At 74.0% G+C, this 17,324-nt stretch carries 18 protein-coding genes; 13 read left to right on the top strand and 5 right to left on the bottom strand.

The features are described 5' to 3' along the window. Position 1: 1 nt before the first annotated feature. Positions 2 to 1,273: a DUF6596 domain-containing protein gene (locus GTY67_RS21410; protein ID WP_343238721.1), complete on the top strand. Its 1,272-nt coding sequence runs from the start codon at positions 2 to 4 to the stop codon at positions 1,271 to 1,273. 79 nt (positions 1,274 to 1,352) lie between these two features. Here the strand turns inward: GTY67_RS21410 and GTY67_RS21415 are convergent, their stop codons facing one another. Both GTY67_RS21415 and GTY67_RS21420 read right to left on the bottom strand, forming a co-directional pair. After that, on the bottom strand, positions 1,353 to 1,823 hold the full coding sequence (locus GTY67_RS21415) for a DUF5707 domain-containing protein (protein WP_161279693.1): 471 nt from the start codon (positions 1,821 to 1,823) through the stop codon (positions 1,353 to 1,355). 148 nt (positions 1,824 to 1,971) lie between these two features. Then, complete coding sequence (locus tag GTY67_RS21420) at positions 1,972 to 2,358, bottom strand: hypothetical protein (protein ID WP_093693526.1); 387 nt, start codon at positions 2,356 to 2,358, stop codon at positions 1,972 to 1,974. A 378-nt stretch (positions 2,359 to 2,736) separates the two neighbouring features. Between GTY67_RS21420 and GTY67_RS21425 the strand changes: the two genes are divergently transcribed. The 4 genes from GTY67_RS21425 to GTY67_RS21440 all read left to right on the top strand — a co-directional run bounded on the left by GTY67_RS21425 (position 2,737) and on the right by GTY67_RS21440 (position 7,566). Further along, positions 2,737 to 3,606: a helix-turn-helix transcriptional regulator gene (locus GTY67_RS21425; protein WP_093693527.1), complete on the top strand. Its 870-nt coding sequence runs from the start codon at positions 2,737 to 2,739 to the stop codon at positions 3,604 to 3,606. Then, a complete protein-coding gene (locus GTY67_RS21430; protein ID WP_093693528.1) occupies positions 3,581 to 4,387 on the top strand; it encodes an SAM-dependent methyltransferase in 807 nt (268 codons plus the stop codon). Before GTY67_RS21425 ends, GTY67_RS21430 begins: the two co-directional genes overlap by 26 nt. Positions 4,388 to 4,462: 75 nt before the next feature. Next, positions 4,463 to 6,013: a helix-turn-helix domain-containing protein gene (locus GTY67_RS21435; protein WP_161279694.1), complete on the top strand. Its 1,551-nt coding sequence runs from the start codon at positions 4,463 to 4,465 to the stop codon at positions 6,011 to 6,013. A gap of 176 nt (positions 6,014 to 6,189) precedes the next feature. After that, on the top strand, positions 6,190 to 7,566 hold the full coding sequence (locus tag GTY67_RS21440; protein WP_093693530.1) for a M14 family metallopeptidase: 1,377 nt from the start codon (positions 6,190 to 6,192) through the stop codon (positions 7,564 to 7,566). Positions 7,567 to 7,635: 69 nt separating this feature from the next. On the opposite strand, the gene GTY67_RS21445 is transcribed toward GTY67_RS21440, so the two are convergent. The 3 genes from GTY67_RS21445 to GTY67_RS21455 are packed head-to-tail and all read right to left on the bottom strand — an operon-like array spanning position 7,636 to position 9,153. Beyond that, the gene (locus tag GTY67_RS21445) at positions 7,636 to 8,046 is read right to left on the bottom strand and encodes a PIN domain-containing protein (RefSeq protein WP_161279695.1); all 411 of its coding nucleotides are present in this window, start codon (positions 8,044 to 8,046) and stop codon (positions 7,636 to 7,638) included. Next, complete coding sequence (locus GTY67_RS21450; RefSeq protein WP_176727587.1) at positions 8,043 to 8,264, bottom strand: type II toxin-antitoxin system VapB family antitoxin; 222 nt, start codon at positions 8,262 to 8,264, stop codon at positions 8,043 to 8,045. The genes GTY67_RS21445 and GTY67_RS21450 overlap by 4 nt, the downstream gene beginning before the upstream one ends. Before the next feature lie 16 nt (positions 8,265 to 8,280). Then, positions 8,281 to 9,153 (bottom strand): VanZ family protein, encoded by an 873-nt coding sequence (locus GTY67_RS21455; protein ID WP_161279696.1) that lies wholly within the window; start codon positions 9,151 to 9,153, stop codon positions 8,281 to 8,283. Between the two features lie 151 nt (positions 9,154 to 9,304). Here GTY67_RS21455 and glmS point away from each other — a divergent pair, with 151 nt between their 5' ends. The 8 genes from glmS (at position 9,305) to GTY67_RS21495 (ending at position 17,288) form a co-directional block, all read left to right on the top strand. Then, a complete protein-coding gene (gene glmS / locus GTY67_RS21460) occupies positions 9,305 to 11,152 on the top strand; it encodes a glutamine--fructose-6-phosphate transaminase (isomerizing) (RefSeq protein WP_093693533.1) in 1,848 nt (615 codons plus the stop codon). A 45-nt stretch (positions 11,153 to 11,197) separates the two neighbouring features. Then, positions 11,198 to 11,566, top strand: coding sequence for a holo-ACP synthase (locus GTY67_RS21465; RefSeq protein WP_093693534.1), 369 nt, complete (start codon positions 11,198 to 11,200; stop codon positions 11,564 to 11,566). Between the two features lie 399 nt (positions 11,567 to 11,965). Next, positions 11,966 to 13,423 carry an NAD(P)H-hydrate dehydratase gene (locus GTY67_RS21470; RefSeq protein WP_161279697.1) on the top strand — a complete coding sequence of 486 codons (1,458 nt, stop codon included), beginning with the start codon at positions 11,966 to 11,968 and terminating at the stop codon, positions 13,421 to 13,423. Positions 13,424 to 13,562: 139 nt separating this feature from the next. After that, entirely contained in the window at positions 13,563 to 13,946 is a 384-nt protein-coding gene (locus GTY67_RS21475) for a DUF488 family protein (protein ID WP_161279698.1), read from the top strand. A 60-nt stretch (positions 13,947 to 14,006) separates the two neighbouring features. Beyond that, a complete protein-coding gene (gene alr / locus GTY67_RS21480; protein ID WP_093692758.1) occupies positions 14,007 to 15,176 on the top strand; it encodes an alanine racemase in 1,170 nt (389 codons plus the stop codon). Next, positions 15,173 to 16,435, top strand: a complete 1,263-nt coding sequence (locus GTY67_RS21485) for an alpha/beta hydrolase (protein ID WP_161279699.1) — start codon at positions 15,173 to 15,175, stop codon at positions 16,433 to 16,435. Before alr ends, GTY67_RS21485 begins: the two co-directional genes overlap by 4 nt. Then, positions 16,401 to 16,937 carry a tRNA (adenosine(37)-N6)-threonylcarbamoyltransferase complex ATPase subunit type 1 TsaE gene (tsaE, locus tag GTY67_RS21490; RefSeq protein WP_161279700.1) on the top strand — a complete coding sequence of 179 codons (537 nt, stop codon included), beginning with the start codon at positions 16,401 to 16,403 and terminating at the stop codon, positions 16,935 to 16,937. The genes GTY67_RS21485 and tsaE overlap by 35 nt, the downstream gene beginning before the upstream one ends. 165 nt (positions 16,938 to 17,102) lie before the next feature. Beyond that, a complete protein-coding gene (locus tag GTY67_RS21495; protein ID WP_093692755.1) occupies positions 17,103 to 17,288 on the top strand; it encodes a hypothetical protein in 186 nt (61 codons plus the stop codon). Positions 17,289 to 17,324: the final 36 nt, after the last annotated feature.

Consider the following 17,324-nt stretch of genomic DNA (forward strand, 5'->3'; position numbering starts at 1 on the left):
GGTGGTGGCGGACGAGGGGGCCTTCTCGGAACAGGCCGGGGCGGCGGTCGAAGCCGTGTTCCGGGAGGAGCGGGGGCTGCTGCTCGCCTCCCTCGTACGCCGGTTCGGGGATCTCGACCTGGCCGAGGAGGTGACGTCCGAGGCGATCGAGGCGGCCCTGCGCCACTGGCCGGCCGAGGGCGTTCCCGGCCGGCCCGGGGCGTGGCTGCTGACGACCGCGCGGCGCAAGGCGGTGGACCGGTTGCGGCGGGACCAGGCGTACGCGGCGCGGCTCGCCGTACTCCGGGCCGACGCGGAACGGGACGAGGCCGTCGCCGCGCCGACGGGGATCGGTGAACTGCCGGACGACCGCCTCCAGTTGTTCTTCACCTGCGCCCACCCCGCCCTCGCCGCCGAGGACCGGACCGCCCTCACCCTGCGCTGCCTCGCCGGGCTCACCACCCCCGAGGTGGCGCGGGCCTTCCTCGTGCCGACCGCGACCATGGCCCAGCGCATCGTGCGGGCGAAGAGGAAGATCCGCGAGGCCCGCATCCCGTTCCGGGTGCCGGGGCCCGACGAGCTGCCGGAGCGGCTGCCCGGGGTGCTCCAGGTCGTCTACTCGGTCTTCACCGAGGGGTACGCGGCCAGCTCGGGCCCCCGGCTCCAGCGGCTGGACCTGGCCGAGGAGGCGGTCCGACTCGCCCGGATACTGCACCGCCTGCTCCCCGCCGAGCGGGAGGCCGCCGGGCTCCTCGCGCTGCTGCTCCTCGTCCACGCCCGGCGCGCGGCGCGGACCGGCCCGGAGGGGGAGCCGGTGCTCCTGGAGGAGCAGGACCGGGGGCTTTGGGACCGGGCGATGGTCGAGGAGGGGCGGGCGCTGGTGGTGCGGGCGCTGACCGGAGGGCCGGCCGGGCCGTACGGGGTGCAGGCCGCCATCGCCGCCCTGCACGACGAGGCGGCGGACGTGGCGTCCACGGACTGGGCGCAGATCGTGGCCCTGTACGACGTGCTGCTCACCCTCACCCCGTCCCCCGTGGTCGCGGTGAACCGCGCCGTGGCGGTGGCGATGCGCGACGGGCCGGGGGAGGGACTGGCGCTTCTCGACGCGTTGGGCGGTGAGCCCCGGCTGCGGGCGTACGGGCCGTACGCGGTGGCGCGGGGCGATCTGCTGAGCCGCCTGGGGCGGGACGGGGAGGCGGCCGCGGCCTACCGGGAGGCGCTGGAGCTGGCGGGCACCGAGCCGGAGAGGGCCGCGCTGCGGCGGAAGCTGGGGGAGGGGCGGCCGGGCGGATGACCCTCCCCCAGGGGCGGCCCGGCGGATGCCCCCAGGGATGACCGCTCCACAGCGGCCGTCGTGGAGGCCGGTGCGCCCGTCAGCCCTTGACCGTGAACCCCGCCGCCTTCGGCGCGAACGTCTTGCCGCCGTCCTTCGCGGAGGCCAGGACCGCCACGTGCCACGCGCCCTTCGGCGATTCGGCCGCCTCGGCGGTCGTGACCTTCACCTTGTACGTGCAGAGCGCGGCCTCGTCCCCCGACGGGCCGGTCGGCTCACAGGTGGCGGACTCGATGTGGGCCATGTCCCCGGCGTCCGGGGCGGGGGCCATGCTCGCGGGCCAGGCCAGGACCTTGAGGTTCCGGACGCCGGAACCGTCGGCCACCCGTGCGGTGAAGGTGAGCGAGCCGTCCTTGTCCTTGCCCGGTGCGACATACGCGACGGAGGCCTTCGTCACCTCGGGGCCGGCGCTCCCGTTGCTCCCGCTCTCCCCGGCGAAGGCGTAGGCCCCGGCCCCTCCCAGCAGGGCGACACCGGCGAGGGCGGAGATGGTGACGACGCGCTTGGACATGAGAGCTCCTCGGTGAAGTGATGGCCGGTCAGGTCATCCGTTGATCGTTTCGCTGTGCCCATGCTGGAACGACCGGGGTGCTCGGGGCGTGAGTACGCGTGCTCAATCCTCGTACTCAGTGGCGTACGGGAACGTCGTGGACGGCGTGTCAGCTCTCCGGGTCGGGGGCGTAGGACAGCTCCAGGGAGACGGGCTCGGTCTGCTGGTCGGAGGCGGTGACGTGAGTGGTGCGGCGGGTCAGGCGCAGGCCCATCGCGGCGAGTTCACCGGGCTCGTGGAGGGCGCAGAGCAGGGCCGCCGCCGCGGGCAGGGTGAGGGGGGTGGTGGAGCTGTGTCCCAGGACGGCGGCGGTGTCGGGTGCGGAGAGCGCGGCCCGGTGGGCGTGGTCGAGGACCTTGCCGGGGTCGTCGACGACGAGTTCCTCGACCTGGATGCGCCGGGTGCGGACGCGGAGGTCCAGGGGGCGTGCGGGGAGCCGCCTCGGTGGGGCGAGGGCGGGGCGGGGGTCCGGGTCGGTCAGGTTCGGGCGGTTCATGAGGCGGGCTCCAGGGTGCGGGCGTACGGGACCGTCGGGTTCGGGGCGAGGGAGGGGGCCGGGGAGGCTCAGGGGCGGGGGAGGAGGCGGTGGGCGGGAGGGCGCCCGCCGTTCAACTGCGGTCCCGTGGAAAGGTGATGATGGAGCGGCGGTCGAGGAAGGCGCTGATCCGGGCGCGGGGACGAGCGGGGATCGAGGTGGCCAAAGGGGCTCCACGAGGGGTGCGGGAGGCGGTGGCAACGCTCCGCGGCGTTGCGGTCGGAGGGGTCGGACATACTCACGATGGGAGCGGCGCGCGATCGTCGCAAGGTGCGCTGTGTGCACTGCGCGCAGGCTGCGTGAACTGTCGGATGTCGACCCGGAGCGGAAGGATGAGCCGTGGCACGTGAAAGGTCGGGCCGGACAGCGCAGCACCTGGTCCTGGTGGCCCGTCTGCGGAACCTGCGCGAAGGGGCAGGCCTGTCCGTCCCCCAGGCCGCCGAGCGGCTCGGCTGGCACCCGTCGACGCTGAGGAGGCTGGAGCAGGCGCAGACCTCCCTGGACGTGGGGCAGGTGTCCGCCCTGCTGGAGCGGTACGGGGCGGGTGCGGCCGAGACCGACGACATCATGGGCCGGCTGAACGCCGCCAACATGCCCGGCTGGTGGCATCCGTGGCGCGATGCGATGGACCCCTGGCTCATGGACCTGATGAGCGTGGAGTCCGCCACGAGCATCGTGCGCACCTGGGACCCGGCGCTCGTACCGTTGCTGCTGCGGACCCCGGCCTACGCCATGGCCGTGGACGCCGCCATGAGGCCCGGGCTGAGCCCCGCGGTCCGGCGGCGGCGCGCCGATCTGCTGGTGATGCGTCAGCAACGGCTGCGTGAGCAGCAGGCGCGGGTGTGGGCGGTCCTGCCGGTCACCGCGCTGCGCTGCCGGGTCGGCGACGACGAGGTGATGCGCGAACAGCTCGCCGCGCTCCAGGAGGCCGCGGACCGGCCGGATGTGATGGTGCAGCTCCATACGGAGGACGCGCCGCCCCACCCGCTGACCGGGGTCCCGGCATTGAGCCTTTACCGCGTGGAGATCCGCGAGATCGCGGATCATGTGGTGCGCGAGGGCGGGCTGCCCGGAACGGCGGAGGTGTGGGACAGCGGCCCGCCCGTACAGGAATATCAGGCGATGCTGGACGTGTCGTGCGTGATGGCGGTGCGTCCGGACCGGACGAGGGAGATTCTGCAGGATGAGTACGACCGGGAACGGGGCTGAACTGCCCGCGCAGATCGACACGAGCGTCGCGCACTCCGCGCGCGTGTGGAACTACTGGCTCGGCGGGAAGGACAACTTTCCGGCGGACCGGGCCGCGGGCGATGCCTACCGTGAGAAGTACCCGCTGATCGAGACGTTCGCGAAGGAGTCGCGTGACTTCCTGCGCCGCACGGTGACCTACCTCGCCCGGGACGCCGGGATCAAGCAGTTCCTGGACGTCGGCGCGGGCCTGCCGACGGCGAACAACACGCACGAGGTCGCGCAGCGGATAGCCCCGGACGCGAAGATCGTCTACGTCGACCACGACCCGCTTGTGCTGCTGCACGTCCACGCGCTGCTGACCAGCAGCGCCGAGGGGGCGACCGCCTACGTGGAGGCGGACATGCGGGACACGGAGGCGGTCCTGGAGGGCGCGGCGAAGACCCTGGACCTGAGCCGGCCCGTCGCCCTCGTGATCTCCGACGTGCTGGGGCACATCGTGGACTGGGACGACGCCCTGTCCCTGGTGCGGCGGCTGGTGGCGCGGCTGCCCTCGGGCAGCTACCTCTCCCTGTCCCACTCCACCGCCTCGGACGAGGCCCACCGGGCGGTCCAGGACGAGTACAACAGCAGCGGGGCGATCCCGTACATCTTCCGCGAGCCGGAGACCACCATCGCGTTCTTCGACGGGCTGGAGATGGTGGAGCCGGGGATGGTGTCCTGGCCGAACTGGCGGCCAGACGCGAACACCGGCACCACCACCGCCCGGGCCGGGTGGGGAGCCGTGGCCCGCATTCCCTGACCGTTGCCGTGATCGCCGCGCCGCGCACCCGGACCGCAGGTGCGCGGCGCGCTCCGTCCGCCGAGGGGGTGCGGTATGAGCGCCACGCACACGAGGGGACCCGATGCCGCGGGCCCGGGGGACCGGCGCGTGCCGCCGGAAGCGGTGGCGGGCCGGCTGCTGCGGGCCGCGACGCGGTCCGGTGCGCAGCTGGTCAGCGAGGCCGCCGTGCTCGTCCAGGGGGCGGCGGTGCTGGCCGACCCGATAGCCGGGGCCGTCTACAGCACGCCCGCCGCCGCGGCAGCCGACGGCGTCCACGCCGCGGCCCATCCGCAGGACCACCCGCACCATGTGCAGCGCCCGGCGGCCGGAGCCGTCCTCGTCCTGCGTCCGGCACCCACCGTGCCCGCCGAACACGTCGGGCTCGTCGCCACCACCACGGCGGCCCTCCTGGAGGTGCGCGGACAGCGCGCCGCCGAACTGCGCGCCGAGCAGATGCGGCTGCACACCACCCTGCTGCGGCTGCTCCTGGCCGGCCACACCACCTCCGTCACGAACACCGTGAGCGCCGGCGGGCTCACGCATGTCACGGTCTACCGGCTCACCGGCCCCGACGTCCCCACCGCCCACCAGGTCCTGTGGCGGGCCGCCCGCCCGTCCCTGGCCGGGCACGGCGGGTCCTGCGCCCTCATCGGTGAGGTGGACGGCGAACTCCTGGTCGCCGAACTCCACCACGGCAGCGACGACGGGCGGATTCTGCGCCTGGTCTCCCGGGTGAGCGAACGTCACGGCCTTCTCGCGGGCCTGGCCGGACCGGTGCCCCTGGCCGAGATGCCCACCGCCCACGCCGACGCGGCGGCGGCCCGGCACAGTGCCACCCCCGCCCACCGCATCGTTCCCGCCGACGCCGTCGGCACCCCGCAGCTCGCCCGCCTGCTGCCCCCGGGCCCGTACACCGCTTGGGCACGGTCCGTGCTGAGCCCGCTGACCGGGGAACACCGGCACCTGCTCCTGGTCCGGCTCCGCACCGGCAGCGCCCCCCGTGCCGCCGCCGCGCTCGGGCTCTCGCCCGGCACCGTCCGCACCCGGCTCCGCGGCCTTGCCGCCCTCCTCGGCGCGGACCTCGACGACATCACCGTGCAGGCCCATCTGCTGCTCGCGCTCCGCGCGCCCACGCGGGGCGACGGCCAGGACGAGGCCAACTGCCGGGCGGGGAGTGACGGGGAGGCGGGGAGCAAGGGCGAGGCCCGGAGCAACGGCCAGGAGTGGAGCACCTGCGAGGCACGGAGCAACGGCCAAGGGCATGGCCGGCCCCGGCTGGAGACGCTGCCCGGCGGGATCCTCGACACCCACGTCGCCCGCGCCTGGGCCGTCGGCCTGGTCGGGGGGCTCGAACCCCACCTGCGGATCGCGCTCGCCTGCTGGCTGCGCCACCACGCCAGGACCGCTCCCGCCGCGACCGAGCTGCACGTCCACCGCACCACCCTGACGAGCTGGCTCACCCGGTGCGCCGAGCGCCTCGGGCAGAACCTCACCGATGCCACGGTCCGGGCGGAGCTGCACCTCGCCCTGGAGGCCACCGCGAAGGCCGGGGACGACCCGAGGGCTCTTCCCCGGCGGGGCGGCCGCACCTACCGCCGTATCTGAGCACCCGCACTCCGCGCCGCCACGGGCGGGTTCAGGGCGGGCCGGCCCCGTCGCTGTCCGCCCCCGGGGCGAATCATGGCCGGAATCGGCACCTTGACCCGCTCATGACATGGCTCCATTCTGTGCCCGTCGCACAGCTCCACCCCCCACCCCGACGGAGTCAGGAGACTGCCAGCATGCGACTCGTCAACGCACGGAATCCCCGGCCGAGAACCCGGCCGGCGAAGGCCAGGACGAAGGCCGGCCGGAACGCCGCCATCGCCGTCCTGCTCGCCCTCGGCCTCGCCGCCCCGGCGACCGCCGTAGCCACCGCCGAGACCTCCGCCCCGAACGCGGCCGTCGCCGCGGACGAGCGGACGCTCCAGTACGAGATCACCGGGCGCACCACCCCCGCCGCCCGCACCGAGATCGCCCGCGCGGGCGTCTCGATCGACGAGGTGCACGACCACGGCATCGTGATCACCGCGGACGCCGCCCAGGCCAGGAAGCTGCGGGCCAAGGGCCATGTCCTGGAGGCGCTGCCCGCACCCGAGGCCCACGGCCACGGGTCCGACGGCGTCGGCGCACTCGACTTCCCGCCGGCCGACTCCCGGTACCACAACTACGCCGAGATGACCGCGGCCATCGACGCCCGTATCGCCGCCAACCCCTCGATCATGAGTAAGCGCGTCATCGGCAAGACCTACCAGGGCCGGGACATCGTCGCGATCAAGGTCAGCGACAACGTGGGCACCGACGAGGCCGAGCCCGAGGTCCTGTTCACGGCCCACCAGCACGCCCGCGAGCACCTGACCGTCGAGATGGCGCTCTACCTGCTCCGCGAGTTGGCCACGGGCTACGGCACGGACTCCCGGATCACCCAGGCGGTCAACGGCCGGGAGCTGTGGATCATCCCGGACATGAACCCGGACGGCGGCGAGTACGACATCGCCACCGGCTCGTACCGCAGCTGGCGCAAGAACCGCCAGCCCAACTCCGGCTCCACCGCCGTGGGCACCGACCTCAACCGCAACTGGGCCTTCAAGTGGGGCTGCTGCGGCGGCTCCTCCTCCAGCCCGTCCTCGGAGACGTACCGGGGTACGGGCCCCGAGTCCGCGCCCGAGACGAAGGTCGTGGCGGACTTCGTCCGCAGCCGGGTGGTCGGCGGGAAGCAGCAGATCACGGCGGCCATCGACTTCCACACGTACAGCGAGCTGGTGCTCTGGCCGTTCGGCTACACGTACAACGACACGGCCCCCGGCATGACGGCCGACGACCGCAACGCGTTCGCCGCGGTGGGCCGCAAGATGGCGGCGAGCAACGGGTACACCGCCGAGCAGTCCAGCGACCTGTACATCACGGACGGGTCGATCGACGACTGGCTGTGGGGCTCGCAGAAGATCTTCGGCTACACCTTCGAGATGTACCCGCGCTCGTCCTCGGGCGGCGGCTTCTACCCGCCGGACGAGGTCATCGAACGCGAGACCTCCCGCAACCGGGACGCGGTGCTGCAACTGATCGAGAACGCGGACTGCATGTACCGGTCGATCGGCAAGGAGGCGCAGTACTGCTAGCGGTGCGGCTGCCGGCGGTGCGCTGAACCCTGCTCCGGTGCGGAACCCCGCACGGTCCCGCACCGGAGTTCAGGCCACGTCGTGAACGCTGTGTTCGCCGAGATCCGGGGCGTGCCGGGCGACCGTGCGGTAGCCGAGGTCGTCATGGAGAACCGTCAGGCCGTGATGGGCCGCCGTGGCGGCGATGATGAGGTCCACGGCGGAGGCGCTGCGATGCTGTCCGGCGCGCGCCATGCGGTGCTGGACGGAGGTGATCCAGCGTCCGGCGCTCTTCGGTACGGAGACGTCCGGGTAGAGGTCGGTGAACATCTCCGCGATCTCGTCGTACTCGCCCGCGTTCCGGGCGCCGTACAGGAACTCCGCCCGCTGCGGGCAGCAGGAGGCGACCGTTCCGGCCTCGATCGCATCCGACCACGCCGATTGCAGGGCGGTGTCGGAGAGCAGCCGTACGAGGCCCGAGGCGTCGAGCAGGTAGATCACCGACCGTCCTTCTCCGCCCGGTGCCGCCGCTCGGCGTCCTCGACCGCACCCCGGTCGCGCGCACGCTCGAAGTGGCGGCTGATCCGCGCCGCGCGCTCCTGCTGCTCCGCGTAGAAGCGGAGAGCGAGGTTGACGGTCTCCTTTTTCGTCCGGGCCTTGGAGAGGGCCATCGCCCGCTCCAAGGCTTCATCGTCTATGTCGATCTGGGTCACCGACATTCTTCTCGCGAGCTGCTTACGGCTGCGCGGGCCGCACGGTGGCGGGTGTGGCGGAAGGTGTACGGGCCTGGTCTCCGCCGTCGTCCCGGCGGTCGTCCGCCCGGGGGGTGAGGATCTTCCGGTCGGGCCACGCCAGGGTGAGGGAGCCGAGGTCGGTGGTGACGTCGATGCGGACCGGCTCGTGGGGGAGTGCGGGCCTCAGCTGGACCTGGACGACCCTCGCGTCGTCCCCGTACACCCCTGCGGCGGCTTCGCGGGCCCACCGGTCCTGGGCCGCGCTGACGCCGAGCCCTTCGGAGGGGCCCTCGATCGGCGTGAGGGCGCTGAACAGGGCGAGCATGACGAGGGTGCCCGCCGCTGCCGGGCCGCCGCCCCGGATCAGGTCGCGTCGCGTCAGCGGTGAGTTCTTGCGCGCGAGTCCGGCGGTCAGCAGGCCGGCGGCCCAGCCCAGCGCCGCACCGGCGCAGTTGAGGGTGAGGTCGGAGTACGTACACGTCCTGCCCAGCGGGAAGGCCGCCTGGGCCCACTCGACCCCGGGTACGGCGAGGCAGATGACGGCCAGTGAGGCCAGCGGGCGGCGTGTGGCCCGTACGAGGAAGAAGCAGGCCGGGGCGAACAGCAGCGCGTTCAGTACGCCGGGCGTGGTGCGCAGGGCCTCACCCGGTGAAGTCCCTGTGACGCAGGCCATGTTCGTGGCGGCACCACCGGCACCGCCTGGGGCCAGCGTCACGGCGAACGCCCCGGCGAAGAACACCGCCGCCGCCACGCCGGGCAGGACGGCCGCCTGCCTCGCCCGTGCGATCACAACGGCGGGTACGGCGAGCAGAACCGCGAGGAGCAGGAAGAGGGGCACGACGCCTTGGAGTGCCCCTACGGATGCGCTGATCATCGATCTTCATTCTCGGAGGGCGGTGTTGCGGCGGCGCCGACGGCGACTCCAACAGGGGCGACCTTAAACGATCTTGAAAGCGGTGTGCCAGGGGAATCCTGTGTCGTCCGCCTTCCTGACCCGGGACCGCTTCCGGCCTTAAGGTGCCGTTATGTGCGGAATCGTGGGTTATGTCGGTGGGCAGTCGGCGCAGGACGTCGTCGTCGCAGGACTCAAGCGCCTCGAATACCGGGGCTACGACTCGGCGGGTGTCGCCGTGCTCGCGGACGGCGGGCTCGCCGCCGCGAAGAAGGCGGGGAAGCTCGTCAATCTGGAGAAGGAGCTGGGGGACCGGCCGCTGCCGGCCGGGCGGACCGGGATCGGGCATACGCGGTGGGCCACGCACGGGGCGCCCAACGATGTGAACGCCCACCCCCACCTGGACAACGCGGGCCGGGTCGCCGTCGTCCACAACGGGATCATCGAGAACTTCGCGGCCCTGCGGCGCGAGCTGACCGGGCGCGGGCACGCCCTGGAGTCGGAGACGGACACCGAGGTCGTCGCGCATCTGCTGGCCGAGGCGTTCTCGGCGGGCGGGGACCTCGCGGACGCCATGCGGCAGGTGTGCCGGCGGCTGGAGGGGGCCTTCACCCTGGTCGCCGTGCACGCGGACCAGCCGGACGTGGTGGTCGGCGCCCGGCGCAACTCGCCGCTCGTCGTGGGGGTGGGGGCCGACGAGTGGTTCCTCGCCTCCGACGTCGCCGCCTTCATCGCGCACACCCGGTCCGCCATCGAACTGGGCCAGGACCAGGTCGTCGAGTTGAGCCGCGAGGGCGTCACCGTCACCGGGTTCGACGGGGCCCTCGCCGAGGTGCGCGAGTACCACGTCGACTGGGACGCCTCCGCCGCCGAGAAGGGCGGCTACGCCTCCTTCATGCTCAAGGAGATCGCCGACCAGCCCCAGGCCGTCGCCGACACCCTCCTCGGCCGGATCGACGGCGAGGGATCGCTGAGCCTGGACGAGGTGCGCATCCCCGACGCCGAACTCCGCGAGGTCGACAAGGTCGTCATCGTCGCCTGCGGGACCGCCTTCCACGCCGGGATGATCGCCAAGTACGCCATCGAACACTGGACCCGGCTGCCCTGCGAGACCGAGCTGGCCAGCGAGTTCCGCTACCGCGACCCGATCCTCGACCAGCGCACCCTCGTCGTCGCCATCTCCCAGTCCGGCGAGACCATGGACACCCTGATGGCGCTGCGCCACGCCCGCGAGCAGGGCGCGAAGGTGCTCGCCATCTGCAATACGAACGGCTCCACGATCCCGCGCGAATCCGACGCCGTCCTCTACACCCACGCCGGGCCCGAGGTCGCCGTCGCCTCCACCAAGGCCTTCCTCACCCAGCTCGTCGCCTGTTACCTCGTGGCCCTGTATCTGGGCCAGTTGCGGGGCACCAAGTGGGGCGACGAGATCCGTACGGTGGTGCGCCAGCTCTCCGCGATCTCCGGCGAGGTCGAACGCGTACTGGAGACCATGGAGCCCGTCCGCGAGCTGGCCCGCTCCCTCGCCCACCACGACACGGTGCTCTTCCTCGGGCGCCACGTCGGCTACCCGGTCGCCCTCGAAGGCGCGCTCAAGCTCAAGGAGCTCGCCTACATGCACGCGGAGGGGTTCGCGGCCGGGGAGCTGAAGCACGGGCCGATCGCGCTCATCGAGGAGGGCCTCCCGGTCGTCGTCATCGTGCCCTCACCGCGCGGGCGTTCCGTCCTCCACGACAAGATCGTCTCCAACATCCAGGAGATCCGGGCCCGGGGCGCCCGCACCATCGTCGTCGCCGAGGAGGGCGACGAGGCCGTCGTCCCGTACGCCGACCACCTCATCACCGTCCCCGCAACGCCTACGCTGCTTCAGCCGCTGGTCGCCACCGTGCCGCTCCAGGTCTTCGCCTGCGAGCTGGCGACGGCCCGCGGCAACGAAGTGGACCAGCCGCGCAATCTGGCGAAGTCCGTGACCGTGGAGTGAGCCGGGGCGCGCGCCCCGCGTGATGGGGATGGCGAGGGTGGGTTCGTGATCATTGGGGTCGGGATCGATGTGGCCGAGATCGAGCGGTTCGGCGCCGCGCTGGAGCGTACGCCCCAGTTGGCCGACCGGCTCTTCGTCGCGAGCGAGTTGACGCTGCCCAGCGGCGAGCGGCGCGGCATCGCCTCGCTCGCCGCCCGGTTCGCCGCGAAGGAGGCCCTGGCCAAGGCCCTCGGGGCGCCGGGCGGGCTGCTCTGGAGCGACGCGGAGGTCTGGGTCGAGGAGAGCGGACAGCCCCGGCTCCGGGTACGCGGCACGGTGGCCGCCCGCGCGGCCGAGCTGGGGGTGCGCGGCTGGCACGTCTCGCTCAGCCATGACGCGGGGGTGGCGTCGGCGGTGGTGATCGCGGAGGGGTGAGAGCGCCGGGGCGCGCCTGGATGCGTGACGCCCGGGGCGAGGGCCCGAGCCGCCCGGGCGGGGCGCGTCGCTCTCCGGGCCCTGCCCGGGGGCGTCAGCCGCGTGGTCGCGAAGGGTGACGGCTCTCCGGAGCGGCGGGAGTTCGGGAGTGGCGTCGGCCGTGGTGGTCGCGGAGTGGTGGGCGCCGCTCGCCGCCTCGGGGGAGCTGCCTCCGGGCCCTGCCTGGGGGCGTCAGCCGCGTGGTCGCGAAGGGTGACGGCTCTCCGGAGCGGCGGGAGTTCGGGGCTGGCGTCGGCCGTGGTGGTCGCGGAGTGGTGGGCGCCGCTTGCCGCCACGGGCGCACCGAACCCGGACCTGCGGGGGTGGCGTTCGTCCCCGTGATCGCGGAGGGTGGGCGGTATGCGACGTGCCTACAGCGTGGAGACCGTACGGGCCGCAGAGGCCGCCCTCATGAAGCGGGTGCCCGAAGGCGCCCTGATGCAGCGCGCCGCCGCCGGGCTCGCCGCCGCCTGCGGGGAGCTGCTGCGGCGCAACGGCCGGGTGTACGGGGCCCGGGTCCTGCTCCTGGTCGGCGGCGGCGACAACGGGGGCGATGCCCTGTACGCGGGCGCACGCCTCGCCCGCCGGGGCGCCGGGGTGCGCGCCCTCCTCGTCTCGCCCGACCGGGCGCACGCGGGCGGTCTCGCCGCGTTCCTGGCCGCCGGGGGACAGGTCCTCGACGGACCCGACGAGGTCGCCGGGCCCCTCGACCTCGTCGTCGACGGCATCACCGGGATCGGCGGGCGCGGCGGGCTACGCGAGGACGCCGTCGCCCTGCTGCGGGCGGTGACCCGGGACCGGGACCGTACCCCCGTCATCGCCGTCGACCTGCCCAGCGGCGTCGAGGCCGACAGCGGGGAGGTGCACGGCGAGGCCGTCCGCGCCGACGCGACGGTCACCTTCGGTACGTACAAGCCGGGCCTCCTCATCGACCCGGCCGCCGAACACGCGGGCGCCCTGCGGCTGGTGGACATCGGGCTCGGGCCCGAGCTGCCGGAGCCGGCGGACCTGGAGGCGCTCCAGTACGCGGACGTCGCGGCCCTGTTGCCGGTGCCGGGGGCCGAGAGCGACAAGTACAGCCGGGGGGTCGTCGGCGTCGTCGCCGGGTCCGAGCGCTACCCGGGCGCGGCCGTCCTCGCGGTCTCGGGCGCCCTGCACGGCGGGGCCGGGGCCGTACGGTACGTCGGGCCCGGCGCGGACGCGGTGATCGCCCGCTTCCCGGAGACGCTGGTGCACGCCGGGCCGCCGTCGAAGGCCGGACGCGTGCAGGCCTGGGTGATCGGGCCCGGCCTCGGGGACGGCCGGTGGGCGGAGGAGGCCGCCGCCGACGTGCTCGGCGCCGACGTCCCCGTACTGGTCGACGCCGACGGCCTGCGGCTGCTGGAACCCGAGACCGTACGGACCCGGACCGCCCCCACCGTCCTGACCCCGCACGCCGGGGAGGCCGCAGCCCTGCTCGGCGTGGCGCGCGAGGAGGTGGAGGCCGGGCGGCTCGCCGCCGTACGGGAGCTGGCCGCCCGCTACCGTGCCACCGTGCTCCTCAAGGGGTCCACGACCCTGGTCGCGGAGGCCCGGGACACCCCCGTACGGGTCAACCCGACCGGGACCGGCTGGCTCGCCACGGCGGGCAGCGGCGATGTGCTCTCCGGGCTGACCGGTTCCCTGCTCGCGGCCGGGCTCGCCCCGCGCGACGCCGCGTCCGTCGGCGCCTATCTGCACGGACTCGCCGCCCGCCACGGCTCCGACGGGGCCCCGGTCTCCGCACAGGACGTCGCGAACGGCATCCCGGCGGCCTGGCGCGACGTGCGGGCGGGGTGAGGCGGGGCGGGGACGGGACCCGGGACACGAAGGGCGGCCGCAGCGTGCGACGTACGCGGTCGGCGGCGGCGCGCGACTCGCGGGCGCGGCCACCCCGGGCCATCGTGGAAGCCCCGGCAGAAGGGCGGTGGTCCAGGCTGTGAGCGGCGAACCCGTACGCGTACGCAGGGTCTACGACCCGCCCGAGGACGGCGACGGCACCCGCGTCCTGGTCGACCGGCTCTGGCCGCGCGGTGTCTCCGAGGAGCGCGCCGCGATCGACGTCTGGCTGAAGGACGTCACCCCCTCGGACGAGCTGCGCTCCTGGTACCACCAGGACCGCTCCGGCGCCCGCCACGACACCTTCGCCGCCCGCTACCGCACCGAACTGGACGACCCCGCCCACACCGAGGCCGTCGACCGGCTGGCGGGAATCGTGCGCGCGGGCGGGCCCGTCACGCTGATCACCGCCGTCAAGGACGTCGCCGACAGCCACGTCCCCGTCCTGGTCGACCACCTCGCGCATGTGATGAAACGTACATAGGTGTGGATACCGGCGTGCACTGCCCGGGAGGCGGCGGGCGCCTCTGAGAGACTGGGCGCGATGAACGAGACAGCGTCCCTGAGAGCCCGTGCCGAGATCGACCTCGCCGCGCTGCGCGCCAATGTGCGCGCCCTGCGCGCGCGGGCGGCCGGGGCACACCTCATGGCCGTGGTGAAGTCCGACGGGTACGGGCACGGGGCCGTGCCCGTGGCCCGCGCCGCCCGCGAGGCCGGGGCCACCTGGCTCGGCACCGCGACCCCGCACGAGGCCCTCGCCCTGCGGGCCGCCGGTCTCGACGGCCGGATCATGTGCTGGCTCTGGACACCCGGCGGGCCCTGGCGCGAGGCGATCGAGGCGGACATCGACGTGTCGGTCAGCGCGATGTGGGCGCTGCGCGAGGTCGTCGCGGCCGCCACCTCCGCCGGCCGACCCGCCCGCGTCCAGCTCAAGGCCGACACCGGTCTCGGCCGGGGCGGCTGCCAGCCCGCCGACTGGCCGGAACTCGTCGCCGAGGCCCGCGCCGCCGAGCGCACCGGCGCCATCCGGATCACCGGCCTCTGGTCCCACTTCGCCTGCGCCGACGAGCCCGGCCACCCGGCGAACGCCGCCCAGCTCTCCGCGTTCCGGGACATGGTCGCGTACGCGGAGAAGGAGGGCGTCGAACCCGAGGTGCGCCACCTGGCCAACTCCCCGGCCACGCTCACGCTCCCCGAGGCCCACTTCGACCTCGTACGGACCGGCATCGCGATGTACGGCGTCTCACCCGCCCCCGAGCTGGGCACCCCCGCCGAGCTGGGGCTGCGCCCGGTGATGACGCTCGCCGCCGCCGTCGCCCTGGTCAAGGACGTCCCGGCCGGACACGGCGTCAGCTACGGCCACCACTACGCCACCCCCGCCGAGACCACGCTCGGCCTCATCCCCGTCGGGTACGCCGACGGCATACCGCGCCACGCCTCGGGGCGCGGGCCCGTCCTGGTCGGCGGAAAGGTCCGTACGGCGGCGGGCCGCGTCGCCATGGACCAGTTCGTCGTCGACCTCGGCGGCGACCGGCCCGAAGCGGGCGCCGAGGCCGTGCTGTTCGGGCCGGGGGACCGGGGCGAGCCGAGCGTCGAGGACTGGGCGGTGGCCGCCGGCACGATCGGGTACGAGATCGTCACCCGGATCGGCAGCCGGGTACCGAGGGTGTACGTGAACGCGACAGCCGATCCGACCGGGGGCGCACCACAGTGAGCGACAGCAGCGCGGGGGCGGCGGCGGGAGACATCGTGGCGGCCGCCGCTTCGACAGCGGCCGGGTGGCGCCGGGCGGGTGTGGCCGGGGCCGCGATAGGAGTGCTCGCCGCCGGTGCGGCGGCCGGGGTCGCCGTGGAGCGGCTCACCGTCGGGCGCGGCATGCGCAAGAAGGCCCGCCTCGCGCTGGACGCGACCGGGCCGTACGGCTCGCTGCGCGGCACGCCGGGCCGGGCCGTCGCCGACGACGGGACCGAGCTGTACTACGAGGTCGACGAGGTGGAGCCCGCACAGCCCGGGGAAGACGAGGGCCCCGGCCCCGCCACCTCCGGCAACCGCCGCCGCCGGCTCTTCGGGCGCAAGGCCCCCGCCCCCGTCACCGTCGTCTTCAGCCACGGCTACTGCCTCGGCCAGGACTCCTGGCACTTCCAGCGCGCCGCCCTGCGCGGCCTCGTCCGCGCCGTCTACTGGGACCAGCGCAGCCACGGCCGCTCCGAGCGCGGGCGCGCCCAGGCGGACGGGGTAGCCCTCGGCATCGACCAGCTCGGCCGCGACCTCAAGGCCGTCATCGACGCGGCGGCCCCCGAGGGGCGCATCGTGCTCGTCGGCCACTCCATGGGCGGTATGACGGTGATGGCGCTGGCCGACCAGTACCCGGCCCTCATCCGCGACCGGGTCGCCGCCGTGGCGTTCGTCGGCACCTCCAGCGGCAAGCTCGGCGAGGTCAACTTCGGGCTGCCGGTGGCGGGCGTGCGGGCGGTGCGCCGGGTGCTGCCGGGGGTGCTGCGGGCGCTGGGGACGCAGGCGGAGCTGGTGGAGAAGGGGCGCCGGGCCACGGCCGACCTCTTCGCCGGGCTGATCAAGCGGTACTCGTTCAGTTCGCGGGACGTGGACCCGGCCGTCGCCCGGTTCGCCGAGCGGCTGATCGAGTCGACCCCGATCGACGTGGTCGCCGAGTTCTACCCGGCCTTCACCGAGCACGACAAGAGCGGTGCGCTGCCCGCCTTCCGGGACGTGCCCGTGCTGATCCTGGCGGGGGAGAAGGACCTGGTCACCCCCAGCTCGCACAGCGAGGCCATCGCCGACGTACTGCCGGACGCCGAGCTGACCCTGGTGCCGGACGCCGGGCACCTGGTGATGCTGGAGCACCCGGAGACGGTCACCGACCGGCTGGCCGACCTGCTCGTACGCGGTGGAGCGGTGGCTGCCGCTAACGTTGGCGAGCATGGAAGCACCGCACAGCAGCCCGGCCGTCGATAGCCGGGAGACGGACCTCCCCGAGGCCGTCACCGTGACGATCACCGTCGAGTCGCCCGAACAGATGCAGGACCTGGGCCGCCGCCTGGCGGGAGCCCTCGCCCCCGGCGACCTGGTCATGCTCACGGGCGAGCTGGGCGCCGGGAAGACGACCCTGACCCGGGGGCTCGGCGAGGGCCTCGGCGTGCGCGGCGCGGTCACCTCGCCCACCTTCGTCATCGCCCGTGTCCACCCCTCCCTGGTCGGGGGCCCGGCGCTGGTCCACGTCGACGCGTACCGCCTGGGCGGCGGCCTCGACGAGATGGAGGACCTCGACCTCGACGTCTCGCTGCCGGAGTCGGTGGTGGTCGTGGAGTGGGGCGACGGCAAGGTCGAGGAGCTCTCCGAGGACCGGCTGCGCGTGCTCATCGACCGTGCGACCGGCGACACGGACGACGAGCGGCGCGAGGTGACCCTGGTGGGCATCGGCCCGCGCTGGGCGGGGCTGCGGGAGGACCTGGCGTAGCGGAGGCGTCACGACCTGGCATAGCGGAGGCGTCACACGGAGGTCGCCTTCCCGACGGGCTGTCGGTAAATTGTTGCGCACGGGACCGTGGTCGTGGTCACATGGGTACGAGACCTGGTTAGGTCTGCCTAACCACGACCTCCACCGGAACCCCAGGAGGCATCCATGGTGACGCCCCAGCGCGCGGAGCAGCCGCCGCAGCAGCCGACGCCGTCCGCCCTGTCGATGAAGGACCTGCTGGCCGCAGGCGCGGCGGCGACCGCGGTCTCCACCCCACCGAGCGAGCCGGACGCGGCCGAGGGTGACGAGGAGACCGGCGACGGGAGCGCGGAGCGGCGCCGGGCGGCGTAAGAGAGTTGCTCGCGGGAGCGCCGGGTGGCCTGAGGC

Source organism: Streptomyces sp. SID8374 (genome assembly GCF_009865135.1).
Classification (GTDB): Bacteria; Actinomycetota; Actinomycetes; order Streptomycetales; family Streptomycetaceae; genus Streptomyces.

Bases quoted from the DNA above. Each gene is read 5' to 3' on its own strand.
- GTY67_RS21440 (WP_093693530.1), top strand. From the start codon at position 6,190: ATGCGACTCGTCAACGCACGGAATCCCCGGCCGAGAACCCGGCCGGCG.
- GTY67_RS21450 (WP_176727587.1), bottom strand. From the start codon at position 8,264: ATGTCGGTGACCCAGATCGACATAGACGATGAAGCCTTGGAGCGGGCG.
- GTY67_RS21495 (WP_093692755.1), top strand. From the start codon at position 17,103: ATGGTGACGCCCCAGCGCGCGGAGCAGCCGCCGCAGCAGCCGACGCCG.
- alr (WP_093692758.1), top strand. From the start codon at position 14,007: ATGAACGAGACAGCGTCCCTGAGAGCCCGTGCCGAGATCGACCTCGCC.
- GTY67_RS21470 (WP_161279697.1), top strand. From the start codon at position 11,966: ATGCGACGTGCCTACAGCGTGGAGACCGTACGGGCCGCAGAGGCCGCC.
- GTY67_RS21435 (WP_161279694.1), top strand. From the start codon at position 4,463: ATGAGCGCCACGCACACGAGGGGACCCGATGCCGCGGGCCCGGGGGAC.
- glmS (WP_093693533.1), top strand. From the start codon at position 9,305: ATGTGCGGAATCGTGGGTTATGTCGGTGGGCAGTCGGCGCAGGACGTC.
- GTY67_RS21420 (WP_093693526.1), bottom strand. From the start codon at position 2,358: ATGAACCGCCCGAACCTGACCGACCCGGACCCCCGCCCCGCCCTCGCC.
- GTY67_RS21430 (WP_093693528.1), top strand. From the start codon at position 3,581: ATGAGTACGACCGGGAACGGGGCTGAACTGCCCGCGCAGATCGACACG.
- GTY67_RS21455 (WP_161279696.1), bottom strand. From the start codon at position 9,153: ATGATCAGCGCATCCGTAGGGGCACTCCAAGGCGTCGTGCCCCTCTTC.
- tsaE (WP_161279700.1), top strand. From the start codon at position 16,401: ATGGAAGCACCGCACAGCAGCCCGGCCGTCGATAGCCGGGAGACGGAC.
- GTY67_RS21415 (WP_161279693.1), bottom strand. From the start codon at position 1,823: ATGTCCAAGCGCGTCGTCACCATCTCCGCCCTCGCCGGTGTCGCCCTG.